We start from the raw sequence: 24,103 nt of genomic DNA, 5'->3' as shown, positions 1-24,103 counted from the left end.
AAACAGCCCCATGAATTGTTACTTTTTCATTGAAATAATATTGGTAGAGCCTGCTCTTTGGAAACCTGATTTTCCTAGCGTAATCTCTTGCCCCATTAGGCTAGTGAAAACGACAGGGGTAATAATGGAAGGCACTTGTTCCTTTATTTTTGTGATGTCTGCTTTTAATAATGCATCCCCACGTTTAATTGTTTGACCGTCTGACACAAGCATGTCAAAGCCTTCACCATTAAGCGTTACAGTATCCAATCCGACATGAATTAATAATTCTAATCCTGTATCTGATTTTAAACCGATCGCATGCTTCGTAGGGAAAATCATCACCACTTGACCGTCAAACGGTGCATAAACAGTTCCATCTGTCGGACGAATCCCAAAACCAGGACCCATCAGGCCAGCAGAGAATGCTTCATCCGGTACTTCTGATAACGGTAATAAATCTCCCGTCATCGGCATTTCAAAATCATGGAAAGTTGTTGTTGCTTCACTTTTTACTTGTGCTGTCGCTACAGGCAGTTCCGTCGGTAATTGGGCATTAGCTGGTGCTGGGTTGCCTTTTTGCAGACGGTCTTTCATAGCCTCCGCTAAAAACTCAACAGATGTTCCAATAATTACTTGTACATTGGTTTTACTAATACGCATAACACCTCGCGCACCTGTTTGTTTCAATGTTTTTTCATCCACGACGCTAGCATCCTGTACGGACATACGTAAGCGAGTCGTACAGTAATCTACTTGCTGAATATTATCTTTACCACCTAATGCTTCAATTGTGTAGTAGGCACGTAAATCGATATCATCGGAAATAGCTGAATGTGATTCCCCATCTTCTTCCTCATCATCTTCACGTCCTGGTGTTTTTAAGTCCAGTTTTTTAATTAAGAAATAGAAGACCACAAAATATATGGCCCCAAAGCCTAAACCTAATGGTAGAAGCAGTAATGGATTATCCGCCAAGCCTAAATTTAGCAAGTAATCAATTAACCCTGCTGAGAATCCAAAGCCATCACGGAACCCAACCACATAGGCAACCGCAAGCGAAATACCTGTAAGGACTGCATGGATACCATAAAGTACTGGTGATAAGAACATGAATGAAAACTCAATCGGCTCCGTAACACCTGTTAAAAAGGCAGTTAAAGCGATAGATACGAACATCCCACCAACGATCGGACGCTTTTCCTTTTTCGCTGTAAAATACATCGCAAGACAAGCCGCTGGTAAACCGAACATCATAATTGGGAAGAATCCAGCTTGGAAATGTCCAGCTGTTGGATCTCCTGCTAAGAAACGATTAATATCCCCTTTCACAATTTCTCCCGCCGCATTCGTAAATTCACCGAAGTCGAACCAAATAACCGTATTGATTACATGGTGAAGACCAACTGGTATTAATAGACGGTTGAAGAAACCATACATCCCAACACCAAGTGATCCTGCACCGATCATCCAATTGCCGACAGCATCAATACCGCCCTGAATTGGTCCCCAAACGATCGCTAAAATACTCGCTAAAATCGCCATAGTGATGGACGTGATAATTGGTACAAACCGTCGTCCACCAAAGAATGATAACCATTCTGGAAATTTCACATTATAATATTTGTTATACAGTAAGCCTGCCGTAATACCGGCAATAATACCGCCAAACACACCCATATTTAATTCTTCATTAACCGTCCCTAAAACGGCTACTAGTACGAGGTGTGCAATCGCACCCGCAAGAGCGGCTCCCCCACTGCTATCATGTGCTAACCCCATCGCAATACCAATCGCAAAAATAATAGGTAAATTGCCTAGTATAGCATTTCCAGAAGCGGCCATAATACTAGCAATATACTGAATGGCTTCATTCGGTACTGCTCCAAGCATATCCCCAGAACCTAAACGCAAAAGCAAGGCTGCTGCCGGTAATGTCGCGATTGGAAACATAAGTGACTTACCGATTTTTTGTAAGAAAGCAAACATTCTTTATCCCCCTTTGGTATAGTTGTCTAGACCACTTTTATGAAAAAAAAGCGTTTTCATTAAGTTGCTATTATTATAGGCGCAATTTGAAAAAAAATAAATACTTTTTTAATAATTCATGATATAAAAAAAAACCGTACCCCAATAAAGCATTAGGGCACAGTTCTTATTTAAATTATGCAGTAACATCTCGTTTCATAAAGGATGTATAACTAATCACTAGGAAGATTACGGCGTAAATAGCTAATACAGTTAGCGAGAATGGCATTGTCATATCTGGAACCATTAAAATATCTTTTTCATATTGAGTTAAATCTGAATGTGTTAGCCAAATGTATTTTACGATATCGTATCTACTTAAGAACATGACAATCATGCCACCTGTAAATGAAAGGAACATTGTTAAGCCGATTGCTAATGAGCTAGAACGGAACACTGAACCAACTAAAAAGGCAAATAATGTAGACATGACAAAATCACCTCCAGATAGTAGATAATGATAAGCTAAATCACTCCATACTGCCTTTTCAGCCACCTGACCATTGACAATTTCTAATTCCACACCTGAGCCTATACCAAATAATACCAAACCTACAATTGCACTCACGACTACGTTTACAGCCACTAAAAACAAACCGAATAAGAAGGTCGTCAATAGTTTAGACGTTAACACTTTCGCACGGGACATCGGGCGAGTCAACAGCATTTTTATGGTACCTGTTGAAAATTCACTGGAGACAATACTTGCGGCTGTAATCACCGTAAATAAAGTGACAAGTGTTAGCATATTGCTTGTAAAGGACATAAAGCTTGCAAGGCTGTTATCTTTTTGACTCGGCGCATCATGGGCTAAACGGTACTCCGAAATAGCAATTTGCTCTTCAAAAAATGCTTTGTCTTCCTCGGATATATCCTCCTCAGCTAGCATTGCCTTATTATTTTGGATAGACTGCTGCTCTATCTCCTGCCATGATCCCTCATCTGACGATTTACCCTCATAATATTTCATGATGCCACCAGGAACTAGAATGACAAGGACAAGCATAGCGACCATTGCCCACGTCCCTTTTTTATGCCATAATTTCATCCATTCATTTTGAATTAGCTTCAGCAATTTGTCCGCCTCCAGTCATTTCTAAGAATTGATCCTCTAATGTTTTCTGATGTGGCTGTACGGCAAATAGCTGCATACCTGCTTGCACAAGCCCTAACGTCAATGCAGGAACATCTTCTTTCTTCAATTCAATTACATAGCCTTGATTCACTGCCTCAAACTTGTAATCATGTTGTGCCAGATGGGCAGAAACCTGCTCTTGTGGCTGTGCTTCCACATAGTAGAACGACGTACTTTCATTGTGAATTTCACGAATGTCTATCAGTTTCCCATTTTGTATTACGGCTACTCGATCACACATTAATTCAATTTCAGATAATAAGTGACTGGATACAAAAACAGAAACATTATCTTCTGCCGCAATTTTGCGAAGGTACATACGGAATTCCCGAATACCAGCAGGGTCTAAACCATTCGTTGGTTCATCTAATATTAGAAATTTTGGTCGATGTAATAGCGCCTGAGCAAGCCCTAGTCGTTGACGCATACCAAGAGAATACGTTGCAACCTTCTCATGGATACGATTTTCTAGACCCACCTGTTTAACGACTTCCATGATTCGTTCTTTTGTAACATTTTTATGCATCCGTGCAAAATGCAATAAATTTTTATAGCCCGACATAAATTTATACATTTCTGGATTTTCGACAATCACACCGACCTTGCTAATCGCTTCCTCATAATGCTCCTGTAGAGAAAGCCCATCAATGATTACCTTGCCCTCTGTTGGATGCATGAGACCTGTCATCATACGAATTGTCGTTGTTTTCCCTGCTCCATTGGGTCCTAAAAAACCTGTAATTTGTCCTGGATATAAATCAATGTTTAATTGTTGTATTAATTGCTTTCCACGAATGGTCTTCGATAGATTTTGCAATTGAACAATTGGTTCTGTCATATTTATTCACCCTTTCTTTTTTGTTACGGCTAAGCCTTTATCGTTAAAAGCTATTGCGGTCTGTGTCATTAGTAGAAGGACGATAAAAACCTTTCATCCACTCAACCGCATCTTTATTGGTCACATCACGCAATGTCTCTACATCTTCATAAGCTGTGATAGAGCCCGCTTTTAATAAAATTATTTGATCTAAAATAGGTTCAACCTCATATAATTCATGTGTAGACAGCAAAATGGTTTGATTTTCAATGTCCGTAAATTGAATTAAACCTTTAATGAGCTGCTCTCGCACAATAGGATCTAGCCCAGCAAATGGCTCATCCATTAAATAATAAGGAACTTCTCGGCCCAGTGTAGCAGCCATTTTCATACGACCACGATTCCCTTTTGATAATTGACGTAGCTTCGTATTTTTATCCACCTGTAAAAATTCTGCTACGATACAAGCCTTGTCATAGGAAAAGTCTTCAAATTGAGAGGCGTAGTGCTGAAAAAGCTGTTCACCCGTATAATAATCAAAAAACAAATCTGTATCTGGTAAGTAAGCAATTTGGTCCGCACTCCGTCGGGAAATGGGTTGACCATTCAATACTACTTCACCAGTTGAAGATCGTAGTAAGCCCGCTAAAACTTTGAGAAGTGTAGATTTACCACTACCATTTTCCCCAACTAGCCCAATTATCTGTCCAATAGGAAAGGAAAAGGATATATCCTGTAAAATGGGCTTATTCTTATACTGAAAAGAGACATTCGATAGCTGTAACATTCCTTCACCTCACGCTTTATTTTTTAAAACAATGAGCATTTCTTCTTTAGAAAATCCCAATGCCTCGATGGATGTTAAAAAACTTTCGGCTAACTTATTTTTCATATCATCCCGTAACACTTCAATGCGTTCCTCATTGGTCGTAATAAATGTGCCCTGTCCTCGTTTGGTTTCCGTTATATTCATTGCCTCTAACTCCTTATAGACTCGTTGCACCGTGTTAACATTGACACCCGTTTCGACTGCATATTCTCGAACAGAGGGCAGTCGATCCCCGAGCAATATGTGCCCCTTCAAAATGTCCCCGCATATCCGATCGACAAGCTGACTATAAATCGGTTTATCACGTGAAAAATCCATCGTCATCGTAATACCACCTTTTCAAGCCACTTGGATGCCGCTAAAAAGAGCAGCACGATGAGTAATATAGAAGCAACTTCTTCCACAACATAAATAGAGCCTAGCCTCCATTCCATCGTTGTCGCCGCTCTTACTTTGGGTAGAAATGGTTCTAATTTGCTTAACGAAATGGCGCCACGTTGGAAAACCGTTTCATAAAACGGACTCTCCGTTATTCGTACCCAAGCAGATGTTGTTAAGCCAAAAGCCACCATCGTCAACACAATGGAAAAACGCCCAATTACATGCTTCAATTGCAAGTAAAAAGCTAAAAAGAACAACAGTAAAACAAATAGCATAAATTGGAAAATAGTTAATCCAATAACGATTATTACTAAAACAAAAATGATTTGTCCAATATTTGCAATAAACTCTTCTTTTAGATGAAAGAGGGCAAAACTCACAAAGAGCGTATTAAAAAGCGCATACCCTATTAGTGAACAGGCTATCTTTGCTCCAATAAGCTTTGTGATGGAACTAGTGGAATGGAGCCAACTTTCCTTAGCTTTAATATCCAAACGCATACTCGCTAAAAATTGTAAGACGGAATAAAATCCACCTATAAAAAGGACGAGAAGTGTAAAGGCAAATGCAAGCTGATTTTCTTGAGCAAAGAGATCAACAAATTGATGCAATACATAGGGAACGATCCAGGAAAGCATAATGCCCGAAAATATTCCCATCAAAAACCATGAGCGATAAAGTACCCATTCTTTTTTTAAAAGTCCTACAAAACTTTTCATGCTCAGCACCTCGTGTCATAGTGTACTAGTCAGATATTACACTATGACTTCTTGATTTTCAAGTGCCAAATACAAGAAAAAGGAAGATAGAGCCTCATTTGATTAGAATGAAACCTTTAACCTGTATAGCATAGGGACTTCACGCATCAATTTAGTAAAACCACAATACATTGAGAGCACACAAAGACGAAGAAAAGGTGATAGTGGAATGGAAAAAAGGGTGCTATTTGATTTTGACATTGAGTTCACAAATGGAGGGGGCATTCAAGGACAAAAATTCCGCCTTGATATTGAAGGAGATGACATATCTGACGAAGAGTTAGCTCAATATATTGTAGAAGATATGAGGTTGCTAATGGTTGACAAAGTAAGCATTCTTAACAAGAAAATTATTAATGAAAAACATAAACGACCAGATTAGTCCAACTCAGACCTCTTAATGCATTAAAAAAGAAGAGCCCTCTTTAGGACTCTTCTTCACTAAACCATTTTCCCTACTACTTTTACTTTTAATCTTGTTGCGTTTTCTGGATGATAGGCTAATGGCGTTTCTTCCACTTCAACCAATTCAATGGTATCCGCAAGGGCACCTGCTAATACAGCTTGTTTCACTGCTTTATGTTGTGCATCCTTTAGAGATTCCTCTCGAGGTTCTTTGGAATAAATATAAATTTGCTCGTATTGTCCACTAATTTGTGCAATGGATGCTCCAATGGCATTTGCTACACCACCATATTCCGATTTGGCAATCGTTGAAACACCTTGAATTTTTTCTGGCACAATAATACTACCCCCGCCCACTAAAACAAGCGATACATCCTCTGACGATGTTTTCATTTTATCAATGGCCTGTTCTAGTAACGAGGAAATTTCTTCTTGAACGGCTTTAGCAAATGCTTCATCAATATGTGCCACTAAATTTGGATCTCCTACTTCTGCAAGACCTAAACGGACGGCAATATCTGTTGTTGTCATCGTCGACCCACCAAATACTAATGCCTCTTCACTAATTTTATAGCCAACACTATCTGGTCCAACGGTAATTTTATTATCCTTCACTCGAACAATACTACCACCACCTAGTCCGACTGAAATAATGTCAGGCATTCTAAAGTTAGTGCGGATATCCCCTACTTCCACCGCTACTGAAGATTCTCGGGGGAATCCATCTTGTAACACACCAATATCCGAAGTCGTACCGCCTACATCTAATACCATTGTATTTTGAATTTGTGATAAATACGAAGCACCTCGAATACTATTTGTAGGCCCACAAGCTATCGTCAAGATTGGAAATTGCTTCGCATAGTCGATGGACATTAATGTACCGTCATTTTGACAGAGGTACACTTCTACATTAAAAATGCCTTCCGCTTGAAGGGCTTGAATAAAACCCTGTGTTGTCGTCTCAATGACCTTGCATAGAGCTGCGTTTAGAATCGTTGCATTTTCACGCTCAATTAAGCCTACAGAGCCAATTAACGATGAGCAAGAAACCGGGAAATCTTCACCATAGATCGCTTGAATCCAATTACGAACCTGCAATTCTTGATCATTTTTAATAGATGAAAAGACACCTACAATGGCAATTGATTCTACTTGGTCACGCCATTCTTCTAAGAGCTTTGTAATCTCTTCCTGATCAAGCACACTCAATAACTGGCCATCGTATTCATAGCCTCCATGTGCGATCGCATAATTTTCTGATAATTTTTCAATCATATCGGATGGCCAAGCTGTATAAGGTAGCACCGATGCTGTAGCTGGATAACCCAGTCGAATCACACCAACCCTTGCTAGCTTCTTACGTTCAACGATGGCATTTGTACATTGAGTAGTCCCTAGCATGGCATGTGTAATTTTCGTTTTATCAATGTTTGCACCCTGTAATAATTGCTGTAACGATTGTTCGATACCTGTTTTAATATCTAAACTTGTCGGTGACTTCACACTATAAACAAGCTGACTATTATGATCTAAAAGTATGGCATCTGTATTTGTTCCGCCTACGTCAATTCCGATTTTATACATGTTCAGCTACCCCCTTTTTCACCAATTCTTCAATTGGCACGAAATCATAATCATAGCCAAAGTATTTTGGTCCTGCTGTTTCTATCCCTTTTGCTGTGCGCCATTTTTCATGTGATGGTAAACCAATGACACGCACACGTTTACCGTATTTTAAACTTTCTGTCGTCACAGGCAATAGTGTTTCATAATCGACTAAACAAATCAGGTCAGGTGTCATCGCCACAACTTGATCGTTCTTCTCTGCCAGTAAGTTTTCATTTTGGAAATGCACCTTCATTTGATCCTCTTTATAGCCATCAATTCCTTCAAGAAGCATTTTCCCTAAGTTAAAGCCGCCCTTCGTTTCACGAATCACATCAACAATTTTCCCTTGAAATAGCTCGTACCCTGCAATAAGCTTTAAAAGTCTTGCTAGCTTATCGTTTACCTCTTGATCTTTAGAAGCAATAATTTCACCGATTTTTTCAGAAAGTGTCACAATATGATGCACACCACTTTTTTTAATTTGAGCTCCAGTTGTTGGATACAAGCTCACTAAAGAGCTCGCTCCCATCTCAACAGTTGCCGAGCGGGCGATACGCTCTGTCCATTTATTATCAATCGTTTCAAAAATGCCGATATTACCCTTTTCATCTGTGATGGCCATAGGGGTTGCCGAAATACCATCTAGATTAAACGTCACCATTTGCAACTCTGGGAATGCGCGCCCCATACCATCGCAATCAATTAAAGGTAAACCTAGCTGAGCAGCCACCACAATCGGAATCATCGAATTGACCCCACCCGCTTCCATCGGGTATGTACCAGCAATTTTATCCTTCCCTAAATATTGCGCAAGCTTTTGGAAAACTTTTACGAACTCGTCGCCACGAGGAAATTTTTCAACTAAAACCGATGGTGCTCCCATCATAGCTGCGGGAATGAAAAAATCCTCATCCTCAATTTCATCCACGGAATACAACCGAACAGGGCCATTTCTTTCAATAGCAGAAAGTGCCATTAATTTCCCGATATACGGATCTCCGCCACCACCTGTTCCTAAAAATGCTGCACCTATAGCTATATGTTCAATAGCCGCTTGATCTAAATATCTCATCAATGTTCCTCCAATATGACAGTTTTTTGTACGGATACACGATACCCAATATAATAAATAGCAAATGAAATAATAATGCCGATCATCGGTTGATTAGGTAATGTCGGCAATTCAGGAAATAAAGAGAATACGACGGGCATACAGGCAATCACTGCCCCAATTAGCCAAGAAAACACCCCTAAGCGATTAATGCCTTCCACCTCAACCCAGCTATCTTTACGACCTTTATGGATGACCCAATAGGAAGCAATCATGACTCCTGCAACAGGTGGAATCATCGCGGATAGAATCGACATAATCGGTGTGAAGTAATTTAAAATCCCTATGACTGCTAAAATCGTACCAATTGTTCCAGCAACAAAAATTGCGATTCTCTCTTTGTTTTTTGCTACGTCAAATACATTAATTAAGGCAATACCGCCTGAAATCGCATTGACCAAATTGGTTTTCCAAGTAGCTAAAATCAAGCCAACCCCGCCGATAAATGGTGTAGCAATATGCAAAAAGACTGCGGTAATGTCACTTGTTTGATAAGCAATTGTTAAAATAGCGCCTACGCCAATCATTAGCACTCCAGCAGGAATAATACCTAACGTAGCAGCCTTGAAAACATCCGAACGTTTTTTGGAAAATTGCGAATAATCACCCGCTATAACTGCCCCTAATGCGAATGAACCAATTGTCACTGCTAAACCATCCATAAAACTCATATTTCCTTGTGGTTGGTAAGCACGTATGAACTCCAGCTGATCCCCTGTTAACGTTTGGACTAAACCATATACGCAAATAATGACTAATAATGGGACAGCAATATAGCTTAATGTACGTAATACTTTGATGCCATAAATAGCAGATACAACCATGACCATACCGCTTATGAACGAAGCTAGAGGAACTGGTATATTCAAGTGATAGATTGCTAGCAAATTCGCTAAGGCAACCCCGCAAACATTAGCCTGAATACCAAACCACCCTAAGCAAGCAATAGCTAGGATAATAGATAAAATAGTACGAGAGCCTTTTTTACCGAACACTTGCCCAGCGACATGGACAGTCGGCTTACCTAAATCACTACTTTGCATTCCTTGTAATATCATAATGAATACGACGATCGCGTAGCCTACAAACGCTACAGCCAATGCCTTCGATAAACTCATACTTGTAATGAGTGCATTTCCTACCAATAAACTAGGAATACATATCATAGCACCAGCCCAAATAATCCCTAAGCTATACCACGATTGAACATTGTTGTCATTTCTCAAGCGACTCCCTCCTTATTCTTGGGTGTGGATTAATGTTTTTAATTATAAAGAAAGCATAAAAGGGAGTCTTTTGCGTAAATAAAAAAAATAATCTGAAATTTTGTTCAAAATAACAAAATTCCAGATTATTCTAATCATTAATTAATCGAAAAAGCATGCAAGCCATATACACATCATAAAATTCAGCGTAAATGGTCACATCTGTGCCAATCAGCTCACTAATTTTTTTGATACGATATTTCACCGTATTTTTATGAATATAAAGTAGTTCCGCACAGCGCTCCACACTTGCATTCGCATCCAATAAAAAGGTAATCAATGTCTGTAATGTATCATGATCATGTAAAATAGGGTCAATGACTGATAAATATTCCTCAATCATTTCTTCCCCCTGCTTACTTATATCAATAGCTCGTTTCATGGAACGAACCTCGGCTGCCGTAAACAATTTTCGCATGGGGTATATCGTGTTGGCTTTATCACCTACCTGATTGACCAACTGATACATTTGACGAACAGCCTTTGTGTTTTTCATTTTTGGAGCATAGACGATTTCTGCAATTTGCCCAGCATAATTGGTAGTTTCATTATATTCGACAGTAATTTCCAACTCATGGTGCTTGTACAAGCAATTCCCGAGTAGCACAATCATACAATGGTCAATACATTGAATGACTCTTGTTTGATAGTATTTAGACAGCTGCTCTTCTAACTCATTTCGAACCTTTTTTTCATCCGCTAAATCATGCATATAAACTAACCACATCATTTGAATAGCAGAAACATCAATATGGAGGAGATTGGCTAATCTTCTCATTTTTTCACTTTCATCATTAATGATTGCTTTGACTAAGGCATATTCGCTGACCTCATCATGCTTGTCTCCCCATAAATTAATTGCGACTTGGACAACCTCACTCACCTTTTCAATTGTCTTGGCAGGTAAATCGGTATTTTCCTTTATAAGGAATAAAAAGAGAGGCTCCCCATTTTTTTGATGCACTCTTTTATAGTCAATCACACATGAGATATCACTTCGTTTTAACTCGAATTTACCTGTTTCACGATAAACTTGTGATTGTGAGCATTCATGCACAGCGTGGACCACATCTAATGATGAATTTCTTGGCCACATGACTTGATTGATAATATCCAAATGACTATTTGTTAACAGAATATTGGCTTTCAAGCGATCTGATAGCATTTTCAATGTAATTTCGACACTTCTTAAATGCTCAGGCAATAAGGATACCTTCTCTAATGTTTCCTTAACGAAGTGGTCATTGACACCCTGATTACTAACAATCGCTTCCATAACTTCATAAATAACCTCATTATAACGGAGAGAATAATCATTCTTTGGCATACAGATGATAATAAACCCTTGAGATTCGGCTAAGGCAAGCACTTCCTCAGGTATATGTGGCAACACAATACCAACATAATATAAGATAAGGCCCAGCTCTCCTAAATCGTGTAAATGCTGAATTGTTTCACATTGCTGTTCCACACTATCTCGAATGGAATAAAAGGAGCTAATCACCAGTTCTTCTGCATACCATTCCTCTTGCACACGATTGATAATTTTCGAATAAAAATCAACATTCGATACTTCTAAAACGGATAAAGAAGAGACCGTGCGATGCAGATTATCTCGACCTGTTAAAACCTCTGCCCCGCGAAAGGAAGGCAATTGCAATAAATCTTTTACCGTTACCCCCATGTTCAACCACCACTACTTTTCTAAATTTTCTATACAACGTCTTGTGAAGAAGAATACCATAATCGCACCTGTCTTTCAAAATATGGTTGTCTTCATATTTCATAAGCTAGCATGTACATGCTAAAATAATAGCTAAGTTTATGAGGTAAGAGAGGGAAAAAGAGGATGTCAAATCTAACAAATAGAGACTCATCGTTTGGCACGACAATCCGAGAAATCTTACAGGCAGATTGCCAAAGCTGTTTTGGGTTATGTTGTACAGCATTAAATATAGTGGCTTCTAGTGATTTTGCCATGGATAAACCAGCAGGCAAGCCATGCTCCAATTTAAAGGAGGACTATAGCTGTCAAATTCATAGCAAGCTAAGAAAAAGTGGCTATAAAGGCTGTACTGTTTTTGATTGCTTAGGGGCCGGTCAGCAAGTTTCCCAAGTGACATTTAAAGGGCAAGATTGGCGCCAATCACGAGAACATGCTGAGAAGATGTTTCAAGTGTTTCCAATTATGGAGCAGCTATATGAAATGATTGCGTATGTAGCTGAAGCTCTCTCCTATCCTGTTGACGATACGCTCCATGAACAGCTCCTCGTTCAATTAGAGCAGCTACAGCAGGCAACGGAGCTTGACGCTAATAGCCTATTGGCGCTGGACATAATTGCTATTCGTATGCCAGTAAACGCACTTCTTTTAAAAACAAGCGAACAAATGCGGCAACAGCTAGTAAAGGGGAAAACTTCTCCCAAATTAAATCAGCGTGGTGCTGATTGGATGGGTAAAAATTTCAAGGGGAAAGATTTGCGAGCTACTGATTTAAGAGGTAGCTATTTAATTGCTGCCAATTTACAAGGAGCCAATTTACAAGGGGTAGATTTCATTGGGGCTGATATGCGTGATACCAATTTACGCGGCGCAGATCTATCGACAAGTTTATTTTTAACACAAATGCAAATCAATGCCGCACAAGGTGACAGCACTACGAAACTACCTTCTTATATTAAACGTCCAGCTCACTGGCAGTAAAAAAGGATGCCTCTCCAAAGAGACATCCCTTTCCGGCCATAAGCGTTTGCTAAAGACACTTAGGCTTGCTTCTTTTTATAAATGATGGTTGCCACGATCAATGCTAGTAATATCGCTTGGCCAATCATCGTTTCTACGGTTGGATAGAAACCAATCATGCTTATGACAGGTAAGCCATCAACAATCGTTGTAGAAATCTTATTAGTTAGCTGCAATGTATGCAGACTGACACCGATAATTTTAAAGGCTAATATATAAATAAGCCATGTCGCTACGGCAAAGAATTTATGAATAGGCATTTTGCCACTTGCCTTAAACAACACAACGGCAAGCATGGCAAGGATAATGAGCGCCACGACAATCCCTAGGATAAATTGAGAAGTCGCCATTTTCGGTGCAATACCCGCATAAAAGACAAGCGTTTCTGCCCCTTCTCGGAAAACGGATAAGAAGCTAATCGCTGCCATCGCAAAAATAGAGCCACTTGAAATGGCATTGCCCATTTGCTTCGAAATATAGCGATTCCAACTGACCACACTCGATTTACTATGCAGCCAGATACCTACACCAATCATCATTGCTGCAGCCAGTAAGCCTACATAGCCTTCCATTAATTCACGATTCGTATCAATTGTAGCCGAATTTAAAATCGTTGACATAAGAACTGCGGCAACAGCTGATAACAGAACGCCCACAAACGCTCCGATATAAATCCATTTACGCATTTTCTTCTGCCCTGATTTATTAAGAAATGACACAAGAGCTAATATAATGAGTAAAGCCTCTAGCCCTTCTCGAAGTAATATTAACGCGGCATCCCAAACTGTATAATCTGAATCACCTTGAATTAACTCAATTTCCGTACGGAAGGTATTTAATTTTTTCGTAATAGCCTCTTGATCGACAGAGGATTTTAATAAATCACTCGCGATGATGGGCATATCACTTTCAATTTTTGTATAGAGGCTACCATTACGAGTTGAGATTTCTATTTCAACTCGTGGCCAAATCGTAATAAATTCTCGAACCTTATTAGAGGCTGCCTTATAATCACCATCATCTACATAGTCCAACGCCTCATCAATATAAGCAATTAATGTAGCTAACGAATAGTCCCCTTCTACCGCTTCAGCCGTTTCTTTACCCGCTACAAAATCTACAATCGTTTGTTGTAAATCTGCAAATTGAGTTTTCATTAATGCGATATCCGGCTCTTCCGCAGAAATAGAGATTCGTAGAAATGCCATCTGTGTTTCGATTTGCCCATACATGGCAATACTTTGCTCACGTACAGGTCGCTCACTTTTATTCCACTTAAGATTAAAATCCTTGTAGGCTTCATCAATAGCCTGAACATCACCACTAGCTAAAGCATTTTCAAAGTCTGCCAAAATTGGCTTCATCTTTTGCCCAAACTCTGCTCGCTGTGCAGCCTCATCCACTGGGTTTTCCAGTTTTTCTAGCGCACGTAGTGCATTCGACAATGCTGACAACGCCTCTAAACGGTCATCCTTTGACTTGGCCTCTGTTGCTTGCGCAAGGATCTCATCAACCTTTGCTTTCGCCTCTTTTTGTTCAGAAGAAACCTTAGCCCAGTCTGTGGCAAACTGTTCAATCGCCTGTTTCGCCTCTGCCTCTTTATCCTGCTTCGTATTCATCAATGCATCACTAATCGCAATATATAAAGGACTATACGATTGCGCAGCTTGCACAGGTAAAGCTAAAGTCAGAACTAAAGCAATCACCATACTACAGCGCGTTAAAAAGTGCTTCACCTAAATAACTCCCCTTTTGTACACCAGGGAAGCAAGCAAACATTGCACTGCCTCGATGGGTAATATACTCATTCATTTTATCCATACGCCCTAAGCTATTTTGTATCGTTGTAAATTGGGCTGGGTCCTTTTGAAATGAAATAAAGATAAGCCCCGCATCATGAGTGCCTGTATTCGACATCACACCTGATGCATAGGAATAGGATCTACGTAAAATACGAGCTCCTGATTTACGGGCTAAATGAACATGTGATGTATCAGGCATAATATAATTCCCTTTATCATCCTTCGCCTCTACATCAAAATCATCAAATTCCTTTGTCTTACCCATCGGTGCCCCACTATCACGGTAACGTCCAAATGTAGCTTCTTGATCTTTTAAAGATGTACGATCCCATGTTTCAAGATGCATTTGCACTTTACGTGCAACTAAATAAGAGCCGCCTTTTAGCCAGCCTTTATCCACCCAAACAACCTTTTTTAAATCCTTTTCATCTGTAATGGATGGATTCACTGTGCCGTCCTTGAATGCAAAAAGATTTCTGGGGGTCCCACCACCTGCTGGAAACGAGTTAAAGCCAGACTGTGACCATTTAATCTCCACTTTCCCAGATGCTGCACGCACTAAATTACGGACCGCATGGAATGCCACCTGCGGATCATCTGCACAAGCCTGAATACACAAATCACCACCTGTATATTCTTTCAGTAGCTGATCCTTTGGGAAATGTGGTAAATCCTTTAACTCCGCTGGCTTTAAATGCTGCATACCAAGCTTATCGAATAAGGAAGCACCCACACCAATAGTAATTGATAAATTGGCAGCATCTAAGCCCTCTGCCTCACCGGTATCACCAGTCGGTACTCTCGTATTCGACGAAATATCAGCCATTAATTCACCATTCATTAAACGTACAACAAGAGGTGTCCATTGCTGGAATAACTCTTGCAATTCCTTCTTCGATGTCACTAACACATTTAAAGAAGCAAAATAAATATTCGTTTGTACAGGTGTTACAATACCTGACTGATGGTTGCCGTAGAAATTGACCTTATTGCTTGCCGTAGTACTGTCAGCCACAGGCTCAAAAACATCATAGCCCATTGCTTTCATTACACCACCTAAACCAGAGGCACCAATGGCAACACCTGCCACCCCAATGCCTGTCAGTTTCAACATATCACGTCTAGAAATTTTTTTATTCATCCATTTTTCTTCATTTGATGCTGTCATTTATGTTCACTCCAAAATGATTCCCATTTGACTTAATGGTTCTCCAAGCTGATTCACCGCTGCCGCAAGCGCTTTTGTGTTGTCCTCTGTTAATTCCTCATAGGATATATAACCACCATCGGCAGTTGCATGCTGTGCTAATAAATCGTCCACCGCTTTGAATTTTTCATCAAGTGCTGTGACTAATTTTGAATCTTTCGCTTCTAATTTTGAACGTAAAATTTCAAAGATTTTTTCAGCACCTTCAATGTTCGCTTTAAAATCATACAGGTCTGTATGGGAGTAAATTTCTTCCTCACCCGTAATTTTAGATGTGGACACTTCATTTAATAAATCAACTGCACCTGTAATCATTAAATCCGGAGTCACTTCAACTGTTTGTACAAGGGCATGTAATTCCTTCGCATCTGCAAGTAGCTGGTCAGCCACAGCCTCATAGCCTTTTGTTGTATTTTCTTCCCATAGCGCATACTCAAGCTTATGATAGCCTGACCATTCTTCTTCGCCTTTTCCTTCTTCCTGTATATCAGCTAAACGACCATCAATACGTGGATCAAGGTCGCCAAAGCTTTCCGCAATTGGTTCAGAACGTTCAAAATACATTCGCGCTGGTGCATAGGCAGCTTTTGCTCCTTCAATATCGCCAGCCTTAACAAGATTCACAAATTTCTCTGTTTCTAGTAAAAATTGATCCATTTGCTCTAAAGCAAATTGTTGATAGTCTGATAGTTCAGAAGATAAATCAACCTCTTGTGCAGCTTTGTCTGTTTGCTCTGTTTCAGGCTTATCTTCTTTTTTTGTATCTTCTGTATTACCACAGCCAGCCATTAGAATGCCTCCTGCTACTAATACTGACAATAATGATTTATTTTTCATACTTCGTACCTACTCCCGATTTTGTTTTATATTGTGATGATAATGATTATCATCCTCTAATGCAAGATAATTTTTTTGAAAAAGAAAAAAACGTCATTTTTAAGTTGTTTTCTAAGAACAACTAGAAAAAAGACGTTTTTTCCACAATATAATGATTCTAATCTACGAAATTTTTGATTGTTTCCATTTTTCATGTTTACCATGTAAGAAATAATAAAGCACAATTGATAATAAAATGACAAAGACCATCGCAAAGAATATGGCTCTGTAGCCCGCAGATGGAACAAATAATCCTAAGAAATAAGGCCCTACACCTAATCCTAAATCATAAAAAATGAAGTAAGTAGATGTCGCAAGTCCTAAACGTTCATTCGGAGTTACTTTAATAGCAATAGCCTGTGCAACAGAGTTGAAGTTACCATAGCCAATACCGATACAAGCAGCAGCAATTAAAAAAGCAATCGTTGTTGACGCTGAACTAAATGCATACATACCAATAGCAAAAATCACCAAACATGGATAAATGATAATATTAGCGCCTCTTGTATCCAGTAATTTTCCTGTAAATGGACGTGTAGCTAAAATGACAATCGCATAGATAATGAAGAAATAACTACCTGCTGATACTAAATCAAGCTCCTTCGCATAAAACGTCATAAAGGACATGACGCCTGAATACGCAAAACCGATGACCAGTGCAACAAAAGCAATCGGTACAGCTCGCAATTCAATGAAGTTTGTCACCTTAAAGCCAGCCTTCGTTGCCGCATCCTTCGCCTTCTTCGGTGCATCTGGCACTGTTACGATAAAATACATGAAAAAGCAAATAATAGCTAAAACTGAATCTACAGCAAAAATCATGCGGTAATCCTCAAACAGCTGCGTTAATAAAATACCGACAAATGGTCCAATAGCTGTGGCCAAAATCGCACTTAAGCTATAATAACCAATTCCTTCACCGCGTCGCTCAGGAGGTAAAATCTGTGCAATAATCGTCCCCGTAGCTGTACTTGCCACCCCAAGGGCAATCCCCTGTACTAAACGATTCAGCATAAGTAAAGGTAAATTCCCTGCTATAAAATAGGACATCGTTGACAGCATAAATAAAAGCAATCCACAAAATAATGTTTTCTTACTGCCCCAATCCCCAATAATACGGCCCGTTCCAAGACGCCCTAATAATGTCCCGATAATAAAAATACTCGATACAAGACCCGCTGTACTTGTAGACGCATTAAAATGCTCCACTGCATAAGCAGCAATCGTAACCATTAATAAATAAAAGATTAACGTAATGGTAAAATTAATGAGTGAGACAATTAAAAAATCCTTTGTCCATAGTTTCTTTCTTGTTGTTCCTTCCACGTTACTCGCTCTCCTATTGATTAATATTCATACAAATTCTTTCAAAAACCTGTGTCGCTACTTCAATATCTCGCTGAGGTACACCTGCCAGTGCATGCTCAAAAAATGGCTTCAAGTGCGCTTTAATCTCCTGCACAAGCTTCTCCCCATGCGCCGATAAATGGACAAGCTTTTCCCGCTTATCCTTGCCCGCCATCGTTTCCACATAGCCAAGCTCCACAAGTTTATGTACAAGCTTCGTCACACTCGGCTTCTCAATAGACATAAAATTCGCGATATCCACAAAGGAATGCGGACCTTTATCCTTTAAAAAACGAAGAACTGCCCACTGTGAGCTATATAACTGATACGGTTCAAGTTGCACATTCAGCTTATTGATAAATGGTCTATACATTAAACGATACTGATTAAAAAACTCCTGCTCACTTGTCACAAGATCACTTCCTCTTTATAATAGTTAGCCTAGCTAACTATATACCTAAAATCTTTATTTGTCTAGTTGGGATTTCTAGTATATAAAATAGCATGGTATTTATGTCACTTTTATTAGTGGGCTGTAATGGAGAAGAGAAAGGATGGACAAGGAGTAGAAAGTGAGCAGGAGTATCCGTCACTTTTCCTTTTCTATCCGTCACTTCTTTCCCTCTATCCGTCACTCTTTGCGATTCCCTTATTTTCGCCTCTCCACCCCCTTCCTTATGCGTATCCGTCACTCTTTGCGATTCCCTCATTTTCGCCTCTCCACCCGCGCCTTCTTCATGCGTATCCATCACTTTTCACTCTCTATCCGTCACTTTTTCCGTTTTATCCGTCACTTTCCTCCCTCTATCCGTCACTCTTGATGTTCCGCTCACTTTGCCTCACCATCTCCCCACAAAAAAACTACAATTCAGTCTGGCTGAATTGTAGTTCGTTTCTATTCCATGATCCAATACTGTCTATGTTTCTTTGTTCTGTCTGCTTTTAATGGGAGCTGCTATAGTAGCTTGTAGGCGACGTTTGGGGAATCGATGGCAAAGAATTCGCGGAAGCTTTTATTGGTGAGCTTTGGACCTACTAATAATCGATAATCTTCGAGGGCTTTTTTCAATGCATCCTGGTCGACCCATTTACAGCGAGGGCAATGCCATTTTTTATAATGGTAGTTCATTGGCTGACCATTCGCACAATGGGGACATAGAACCCCCTTTACCATCTCCTCAAGAGGCACCTTCACCTCTCTTTTTATTGTGCTATGCAGGGACATGAGGTGCATAGCAAATCGAAAGAGATTTTCAGTCTCTACTGGTTGATGCCGGTCGAACCATTTTTGTAAATGTGTACGTAATCCGGTTACATGAAATATTGGCTGTCCATGAAAACCTTCTGATAAAATTCCATTTTTTGTTGCTAGCACGACTGCATGCAAAACAGGCAATTGAAATTTTTCTTGATGTAACAGTTTTTTCATCCATCCTACATGTCGTTCAAGTTGAAGAAATGGGTCAGTCATTCCCTCTACCTTGCCTTCTGAGGTCATCCGTGTCAATTGTGCAAAGGCGGTATCATATGAGAGAACGCCTGTTATATTTTTGATTTCTACAATCAGTAAAAAGTGTCGACATAGAAAAATGGTGTCCATTTGATGAGTAGAGCCGAAGTTATTCATCGTTTGAAAATCATGGAGAAAATAATAGGGGGTAGGTAGGTCTATCTCAAGCCATTCTGCATCCACACGCTGTTCGCCTGCGTGTCCAGCCTTTAAACGTCTTAAGTTTTCATCATAATTCGAGTACTCCCGGTGAGAGTTTGAGAGTCTTCGAACAATGGCTTCTAGTGTCTTCTGTGTTTCCGATGTTCGACGTGCTAATAGAATCATTTATTCACCTCCTGTCTTGATTATATAAAAAAAGAACCTCAACAAATGAGGTTCCTAAAAACTTCCCATATACATTTAGTAAAATAAATCTTTCATTCATTTCAGTAGTTCAAAAGCCTTTGCTTTCGTGCATCCATTTACTCGTGCTATCACTTTTCTATACATTCTTCCGTAATAAATATAAAAAGTAAGGTGCCCCGATAAAGGCAACAATGATACCCGCTGGTACAGTTGCAGTAGCAATGGCAACACGACCAATAGTATCGGACAGCATTAATAGACTTGCGCCAATGAATAATGTCAATGGTAAAAAGAATTGGTAGCGTGGTCCGACAAGCTGTTTGGCAATATGAGGTGCCATCAACCCTATAAAGGCAATACCACCTGTTACAGAAACAGCTGCTGCTGCTAGTGCCACAGCGACGATTAATAAGCGTAACCGTTCGCGCCCGATATTCATCCCAAGACCTACGGCTGTTTGCTCCGTCATCGCCAAGACATTTAGGACATTGGATTTATAGAAAATATACGGAATCCCCACGACAAGCCAAGGCACTAAAGCCCAGAAAAATGGCCAATCCGTACCCCAAACACTACCTGCAAGCCATTGGGCAATAAATTGCACATCACTTCGCTCTGCTGAGGAAATTAATACCATCATTACGCCAGATAAAGCAGAGGCTACCCCTACCCCAATTAAAATCAGTTGGACGGGTTGCACTCCTTTATTGCGTTGATAAGAGAAAAAGTAAATGCAAAGGGCAGTGAAAAGCGCACTACAAAATCCTACAACTGGCAATATATAAGCAAAGTGTGGAAAATCTCCATTTACAAGTAAATAAAAGACTGTAATCCCGACACCTGCTCCTGCATTAATACCAATGATCCCCGGATCTGCTAAATCATTGCGTGTAACCCCTTGTAGGACTGCACCTGCTAAAGCTAATGCCATCCCAGCCGCTGCTAATACCAACATTCTTGGTAAGCGAACTGAGAATAATACGAAGGATTCTTTAAAACTACCATCGCCTAGCAAGGTTGGGAGAATGCGATCAAACGAAACAGAGGCAGGTCCTAAAGAAATGCCTAAAACAAAAATGAATAACGTGACGATAAGCCAAGTAAAAAACCATTTTCGCTGTTTTTTGCGACCTTCTTTAAACAAATTGGCGTCCTCCCTTCCGTACTAATAGTAGGAAGAATGGTAGACCAAGAATCGAAACAATCGCTACAACCGGCGTTTCAAATGGTGCATTAATCATACGTCCTGCAAAATCAGCGGTCACCATAAACCAGCCGCCAATAATTGCGCTCATCGGTAAGACAAAACGATAGTCTGTCCCTACAAATGCGCGAACAATATGCGGAACCATTAAGCCAACAAATGCTAGATTCCCAACAAGAGCTACGGCAGAGCCTGCTAAAATAACGACAGCAAACATCATAATACCTTTAATCAAAGTTGTGTTTTGCCCAACACCTACCGCTACTTCTTCATTTAAACTTAAAATCGTTAATTGACGACTAAAAGCAAATGACAATAAGAGACCAATGACAATGACCGGAACGATCAATAACGCCTGCCATGTCGTGCCAATGAATCCGCCACTTGTCCACATCGAAACATCCTTGGAAATTTGAAATAAAATGCCCGTGCCTTCAGCAACCGCTTGTAATAAAGCAGTAACTGCTGCACCAGCTAAAACAAGTCTCAATGGAGAGAAACCTTTCTTAGTAGAGGCACCGATCCCATAAACGATCATCATACCAATTCCAGCCCCAATAAAGCAGGCTAAAATTAACGTATAATAGGAAAATTTCGGGATAAACGCCATCGTTAAAGCAAGGGCAGCATTTGCCCCTGCTGTTAAACCAAGTAGCCCTGGATCAGCTAATGGATTGCGTGTAACCCCCTGCATAATCGCTCCCGCAACTGCGAGTGCACTGCCAACAAAAATGGCAGCAATGATACGAGGAAATCGAATTTCACGTAAAATCGTGTAATGCTTACCACCACTTTGTCCGACAATTGCTTGATAAACATCTTGAATGCTCGTATTCGCTGCACCTAAGCACAGCGAGATACTAGCCGTGCCGATTAATACGATCAATGCAAGCAATACCTGAAGCCAAAATGGTAACTGTCGAAACTTTGTCATTTGCCTTCGCTACTCTCTACTAATTATTGTAAAAATTTTTCTTCAAAGAACTTTAGTTGATGTTCTAAAGTGATCGGGTCATTGAAATAAAAGGCATTTGCATTCACTTCAAATAAATGACCATTTTTCACTGCTTCTAAATCTTTAAACCATGCTGCATCTGTAAATGAGTTATCTTGGTCTTGGAACATACTGAAAATCACATAATCCCCTGCATAATCCCCTAAAACTTCTTGAGAAATTGCATAGTAGCCAGGCTCTAAAGCTGTTTCTTTAACTTTTTCAGGCATTTTCAAGCCCATTTCTTGATATAAAATCTCTGTTCCACGACCCCAGTTATCGCCATAAATATAAAATTGTTTATTAAAGTTTTCCGCCACTGTTACAGTTGCATCTTCACCGATTTTTTCTTTAATTTTTTTACCTGATTCTGCTGCACGTGCTTTAAAATCTTCTACCCATGCTGTTGCTTCTTTTTCTTTATTGACAACTTTACCGATTTCAATAAATTGTTGTAAATAATCTACTTTCCCATACGTAAATAATACAGTTGGTGCAATTTCTGATAATTTATCAGCATTTTCAATACCATTTAAACCAATGATTAAGTCTGGCTCTAGCTCAAGAATTTTTTCAACATCTGTATTTTCTACAACTACTGCATCTTTAATAGCATCTTCAAAGTTTGGATTTTTTGCTGCCCATGCATCTACACCGACAACATCAACATCAAGCTGTAATAAATCCCCTACAAAAGAAGATAATACGACTACACGTTTAGGGTTTGCCGGTACTTCAATAGGACCTGCTTCTGATTGATAAGTAATTGTCTCAGCTGAAGTTGCTTCTTTCGAGCCTTCATCAGCCTTTTCTGTTTTCTCTTCTTTATTGCCGCACGCCGCAAGTACGAGTACAAGCATCATAAACATTGGTAATAACCACTTCTTCATTGTCTTTCATTCTCCTTTAAACGGTTTGTAATAAGTTATATGTAATGCACATTGGTTTGTTCGTTCGTGGATCTTGACCAATTACAGCATCAATATTAAACACTTTTTTTAATACTTCTGGAACCATGACTTCTTCAGCTGTTCCAAATTTCACAAGCTCTCCTTGTGACAGTGCCACAATATAATCAGAAAAACGTGCAGCTTGATTTAAATCATGGAGGACCATAACAATCGTGCGCCCTTGTTCTTCATTGAGCTTATAAAGTAACTCTAGAACCTCTAATTGATGTGCCATGTCTAAATAGGTTGTCGGCTCATCTAAAAATATAATGTCGGTTTCTTGAGCTAAAGACATTGCAATCCACACTCGTTGACGCTGTCCACCTGATAAAGCATCTACAGATTGTAAGCGGAAGTCTTTTGTTTTTGTCACCTGTAAAGCCCAGTCAATGACCTCTTTATCTTTCTGTGATAAATTGCCAAAGCCCTTTTGATAGGGAAATCGACCGTAGGATACAAGCTCTTCCACTGTTAAACCATGTGCACTTTCTGGGCTTTGCGGTAAAATAGCCAGTTCTTTCGCCAATTCTTTCGTGTTCATCTTGGAAATATTTTGACCATCCAGAATGACCTGTCCACTCTCGTGCTTTAAAATACGTGTAATGGCCTTTAATAAGGTAGACTTTCCGCAACCATTTGATCCAATGATCGTTGTGATTTTGCCATCTGGAATTTGCAGCGATAAGTCATGCACAATCGTTTTATTCTCATAACCAACACGAATCGATTCTACTTCTAAACGCAATTCGGACCCTCTCTTTCTTTTTACTTCATTCCATGCTATTATAGGCACTGTTAAAAAT

Annotated in this window: 23 protein-coding genes; 2 read left to right on the top strand and 21 right to left on the bottom strand. The window is 39.7% G+C overall.

Annotated elements, in window-relative coordinates; all coding sequences use genetic code 11:
• Positions 1–18: 18 nt before the first annotated feature.
• From nagE to MKX57_RS08900, 6 genes are all read right to left on the bottom strand, one after another.
• Positions 19–1,968, bottom strand: coding sequence for an N-acetylglucosamine-specific PTS transporter subunit IIBC (gene nagE, locus MKX57_RS08925; protein ID WP_090001884.1), 1,950 nt, complete (start codon positions 1,966–1,968; stop codon positions 19–21).
• Between the two features lie 175 nt (positions 1,969–2,143).
• The gene (locus MKX57_RS08920) at positions 2,144–3,082 is read right to left on the bottom strand and encodes an ABC transporter permease (protein WP_107921858.1); all 939 of its coding nucleotides are present in this window, start codon (positions 3,080–3,082) and stop codon (positions 2,144–2,146) included.
• Positions 3,060–3,980: an ABC transporter ATP-binding protein gene (locus MKX57_RS08915; RefSeq protein WP_008175788.1), complete on the bottom strand. Its 921-nt coding sequence runs from the start codon at positions 3,978–3,980 to the stop codon at positions 3,060–3,062. The genes MKX57_RS08920 and MKX57_RS08915 overlap by 23 nt, the downstream gene beginning before the upstream one ends.
• Positions 3,981–4,023: 43 nt before the next feature.
• Positions 4,024–4,746, bottom strand: coding sequence for an ABC transporter ATP-binding protein (locus tag MKX57_RS08910; protein ID WP_008175787.1), 723 nt, complete (start codon positions 4,744–4,746; stop codon positions 4,024–4,026).
• 9 nt (positions 4,747–4,755) lie between these two features.
• Positions 4,756–5,112 carry a GntR family transcriptional regulator gene (locus tag MKX57_RS08905; RefSeq protein ID WP_008175786.1) on the bottom strand — a complete coding sequence of 119 codons (357 nt, stop codon included), beginning with the start codon at positions 5,110–5,112 and terminating at the stop codon, positions 4,756–4,758.
• A complete protein-coding gene (locus MKX57_RS08900) occupies positions 5,109–5,888 on the bottom strand; it encodes a hypothetical protein (RefSeq protein WP_008175785.1) in 780 nt (259 codons plus the stop codon). The genes MKX57_RS08905 and MKX57_RS08900 overlap by 4 nt, the downstream gene beginning before the upstream one ends.
• A 208-nt stretch (positions 5,889–6,096) precedes the next feature.
• Between MKX57_RS08900 and MKX57_RS08895 the strand changes: the two genes are divergently transcribed.
• Entirely contained in the window at positions 6,097–6,309 is a 213-nt protein-coding gene (locus tag MKX57_RS08895) for a cyclase (RefSeq protein WP_090001882.1), read from the top strand.
• A gap of 59 nt (positions 6,310–6,368) precedes the next feature.
• Here the strand turns inward: MKX57_RS08895 and MKX57_RS08890 are convergent, their stop codons facing one another.
• From MKX57_RS08890 to MKX57_RS08875, 4 genes are all read right to left on the bottom strand, one after another.
• Positions 6,369–7,919, bottom strand: coding sequence for a hydantoinase/oxoprolinase family protein (locus MKX57_RS08890; RefSeq protein ID WP_342550917.1), 1,551 nt, complete (start codon positions 7,917–7,919; stop codon positions 6,369–6,371).
• Complete coding sequence (locus MKX57_RS08885) at positions 7,912–9,015, bottom strand: DUF917 domain-containing protein (RefSeq protein WP_342550916.1); 1,104 nt, start codon at positions 9,013–9,015, stop codon at positions 7,912–7,914. The genes MKX57_RS08890 and MKX57_RS08885 overlap by 8 nt, the downstream gene beginning before the upstream one ends.
• Positions 9,015–10,280 (bottom strand): cytosine permease, encoded by a 1,266-nt coding sequence (locus MKX57_RS08880; RefSeq protein WP_342550915.1) that lies wholly within the window; start codon positions 10,278–10,280, stop codon positions 9,015–9,017. The genes MKX57_RS08885 and MKX57_RS08880 overlap by 1 nt, the downstream gene beginning before the upstream one ends.
• Positions 10,281–10,410: 130 nt before the next feature.
• Positions 10,411–12,003 carry a PucR family transcriptional regulator gene (locus tag MKX57_RS08875; protein WP_089984901.1) on the bottom strand — a complete coding sequence of 531 codons (1,593 nt, stop codon included), beginning with the start codon at positions 12,001–12,003 and terminating at the stop codon, positions 10,411–10,413.
• A gap of 165 nt (positions 12,004–12,168) precedes the next feature.
• Here MKX57_RS08875 and MKX57_RS08870 point away from each other — a divergent pair, with 165 nt between their 5' ends.
• Entirely contained in the window at positions 12,169–13,023 is an 855-nt protein-coding gene (locus MKX57_RS08870; protein WP_089984902.1) for a pentapeptide repeat-containing protein, read from the top strand.
• Positions 13,024–13,082: 59 nt separating this feature from the next.
• On the opposite strand, the gene MKX57_RS08865 is transcribed toward MKX57_RS08870, so the two are convergent.
• The 11 genes from MKX57_RS08865 to MKX57_RS08815 form a co-directional block, all read right to left on the bottom strand.
• The gene (locus MKX57_RS08865) at positions 13,083–14,798 is read right to left on the bottom strand and encodes an FTR1 family protein (protein WP_342550914.1); all 1,716 of its coding nucleotides are present in this window, start codon (positions 14,796–14,798) and stop codon (positions 13,083–13,085) included.
• Positions 14,773–16,032, bottom strand: a complete 1,260-nt coding sequence (gene efeB, locus MKX57_RS08860) for an iron uptake transporter deferrochelatase/peroxidase subunit (protein WP_342550913.1) — start codon at positions 16,030–16,032, stop codon at positions 14,773–14,775. Before efeB ends, MKX57_RS08865 begins: the two co-directional genes overlap by 26 nt.
• A gap of 6 nt (positions 16,033–16,038) precedes the next feature.
• Complete coding sequence (gene efeO / locus MKX57_RS08855; RefSeq protein WP_090001875.1) at positions 16,039–16,908, bottom strand: iron uptake system protein EfeO; 870 nt, start codon at positions 16,906–16,908, stop codon at positions 16,039–16,041.
• Between the two features lie 162 nt (positions 16,909–17,070).
• Positions 17,071–18,273, bottom strand: coding sequence for an MFS transporter (locus tag MKX57_RS08850; protein ID WP_008175758.1), 1,203 nt, complete (start codon positions 18,271–18,273; stop codon positions 17,071–17,073).
• A 13-nt stretch (positions 18,274–18,286) separates the two neighbouring features.
• On the bottom strand, positions 18,287–18,706 hold the full coding sequence (locus MKX57_RS08845) for a MarR family transcriptional regulator (protein ID WP_089984908.1): 420 nt from the start codon (positions 18,704–18,706) through the stop codon (positions 18,287–18,289).
• A 37-nt stretch (positions 18,707–18,743) separates the two neighbouring features.
• Positions 18,744–19,043: a hypothetical protein gene (locus tag MKX57_RS08840; protein WP_090001873.1), complete on the bottom strand. Its 300-nt coding sequence runs from the start codon at positions 19,041–19,043 to the stop codon at positions 18,744–18,746.
• A 206-nt stretch (positions 19,044–19,249) separates the two neighbouring features.
• A complete protein-coding gene (locus MKX57_RS08835; protein WP_342532584.1) occupies positions 19,250–20,131 on the bottom strand; it encodes a nuclease-related domain-containing protein in 882 nt (293 codons plus the stop codon).
• A 157-nt stretch (positions 20,132–20,288) separates the two neighbouring features.
• Positions 20,289–21,296: an iron ABC transporter permease gene (locus MKX57_RS08830; RefSeq protein ID WP_342550912.1), complete on the bottom strand. Its 1,008-nt coding sequence runs from the start codon at positions 21,294–21,296 to the stop codon at positions 20,289–20,291.
• Entirely contained in the window at positions 21,289–22,290 is a 1,002-nt protein-coding gene (locus tag MKX57_RS08825; RefSeq protein ID WP_008175749.1) for an iron ABC transporter permease, read from the bottom strand. The genes MKX57_RS08830 and MKX57_RS08825 overlap by 8 nt, the downstream gene beginning before the upstream one ends.
• 23 nt (positions 22,291–22,313) lie before the next feature.
• A complete protein-coding gene (locus MKX57_RS08820) occupies positions 22,314–23,240 on the bottom strand; it encodes an iron-hydroxamate ABC transporter substrate-binding protein (protein WP_008175747.1) in 927 nt (308 codons plus the stop codon).
• A 16-nt stretch (positions 23,241–23,256) separates the two neighbouring features.
• Complete coding sequence (locus MKX57_RS08815; RefSeq protein WP_090001869.1) at positions 23,257–24,045, bottom strand: ABC transporter ATP-binding protein; 789 nt, start codon at positions 24,043–24,045, stop codon at positions 23,257–23,259.
• Positions 24,046–24,103 lie beyond the last annotated feature (58 nt).

The sequence above is a fragment of the Lysinibacillus sp. FSL M8-0216 genome (assembly GCF_038595555.1).
GTDB lineage: Bacteria > Bacillota > Bacilli > Bacillales_A > Planococcaceae > Lysinibacillus > Lysinibacillus fusiformis.
Note: the sequence above shows the minus strand (reverse complement) of the source record. Positions and strands in the feature narration are given on the sequence as shown.

What these genes read in the sequence shown, in the direction of transcription:
- efeO (WP_090001875.1), bottom strand. Translation starts at nt 16,908, where the DNA reads ATGAAAAATAAATCATTATTGTCAGTATTAGTAGCAGGAGGCATTCTA.
- MKX57_RS08885 (WP_342550916.1), bottom strand. Translation starts at nt 9,015, where the DNA reads ATGAGATATTTAGATCAAGCGGCTATTGAACATATAGCTATAGGTGCA.
- MKX57_RS08895 (WP_090001882.1), top strand. Translation starts at nt 6,097, where the DNA reads ATGGAAAAAAGGGTGCTATTTGATTTTGACATTGAGTTCACAAATGGA.
- efeB (WP_342550913.1), bottom strand. Translation starts at nt 16,032, where the DNA reads ATGACAGCATCAAATGAAGAAAAATGGATGAATAAAAAAATTTCTAGA.
- MKX57_RS08875 (WP_089984901.1), bottom strand. Translation starts at nt 12,003, where the DNA reads ATGGGGGTAACGGTAAAAGATTTATTGCAATTGCCTTCCTTTCGCGGG.
- MKX57_RS08820 (WP_008175747.1), bottom strand. Translation starts at nt 23,240, where the DNA reads ATGAAGAAGTGGTTATTACCAATGTTTATGATGCTTGTACTCGTACTT.
- MKX57_RS08825 (WP_008175749.1), bottom strand. Translation starts at nt 22,290, where the DNA reads ATGACAAAGTTTCGACAGTTACCATTTTGGCTTCAGGTATTGCTTGCA.
- MKX57_RS08905 (WP_008175786.1), bottom strand. Translation starts at nt 5,112, where the DNA reads ATGACGATGGATTTTTCACGTGATAAACCGATTTATAGTCAGCTTGTC.
- MKX57_RS08910 (WP_008175787.1), bottom strand. Translation starts at nt 4,746, where the DNA reads ATGTTACAGCTATCGAATGTCTCTTTTCAGTATAAGAATAAGCCCATT.
- MKX57_RS08840 (WP_090001873.1), bottom strand. Translation starts at nt 19,043, where the DNA reads ATGGATACGCATGAAGAAGGCGCGGGTGGAGAGGCGAAAATGAGGGAA.
- MKX57_RS08870 (WP_089984902.1), top strand. Translation starts at nt 12,169, where the DNA reads ATGTCAAATCTAACAAATAGAGACTCATCGTTTGGCACGACAATCCGA.
- MKX57_RS08915 (WP_008175788.1), bottom strand. Translation starts at nt 3,980, where the DNA reads ATGACAGAACCAATTGTTCAATTGCAAAATCTATCGAAGACCATTCGT.
- nagE (WP_090001884.1), bottom strand. Translation starts at nt 1,968, where the DNA reads ATGTTTGCTTTCTTACAAAAAATCGGTAAGTCACTTATGTTTCCAATC.
- MKX57_RS08900 (WP_008175785.1), bottom strand. Translation starts at nt 5,888, where the DNA reads ATGAAAAGTTTTGTAGGACTTTTAAAAAAAGAATGGGTACTTTATCGC.
- MKX57_RS08890 (WP_342550917.1), bottom strand. Translation starts at nt 7,919, where the DNA reads ATGTATAAAATCGGAATTGACGTAGGCGGAACAAATACAGATGCCATA.
- MKX57_RS08835 (WP_342532584.1), bottom strand. Translation starts at nt 20,131, where the DNA reads ATGATTCTATTAGCACGTCGAACATCGGAAACACAGAAGACACTAGAA.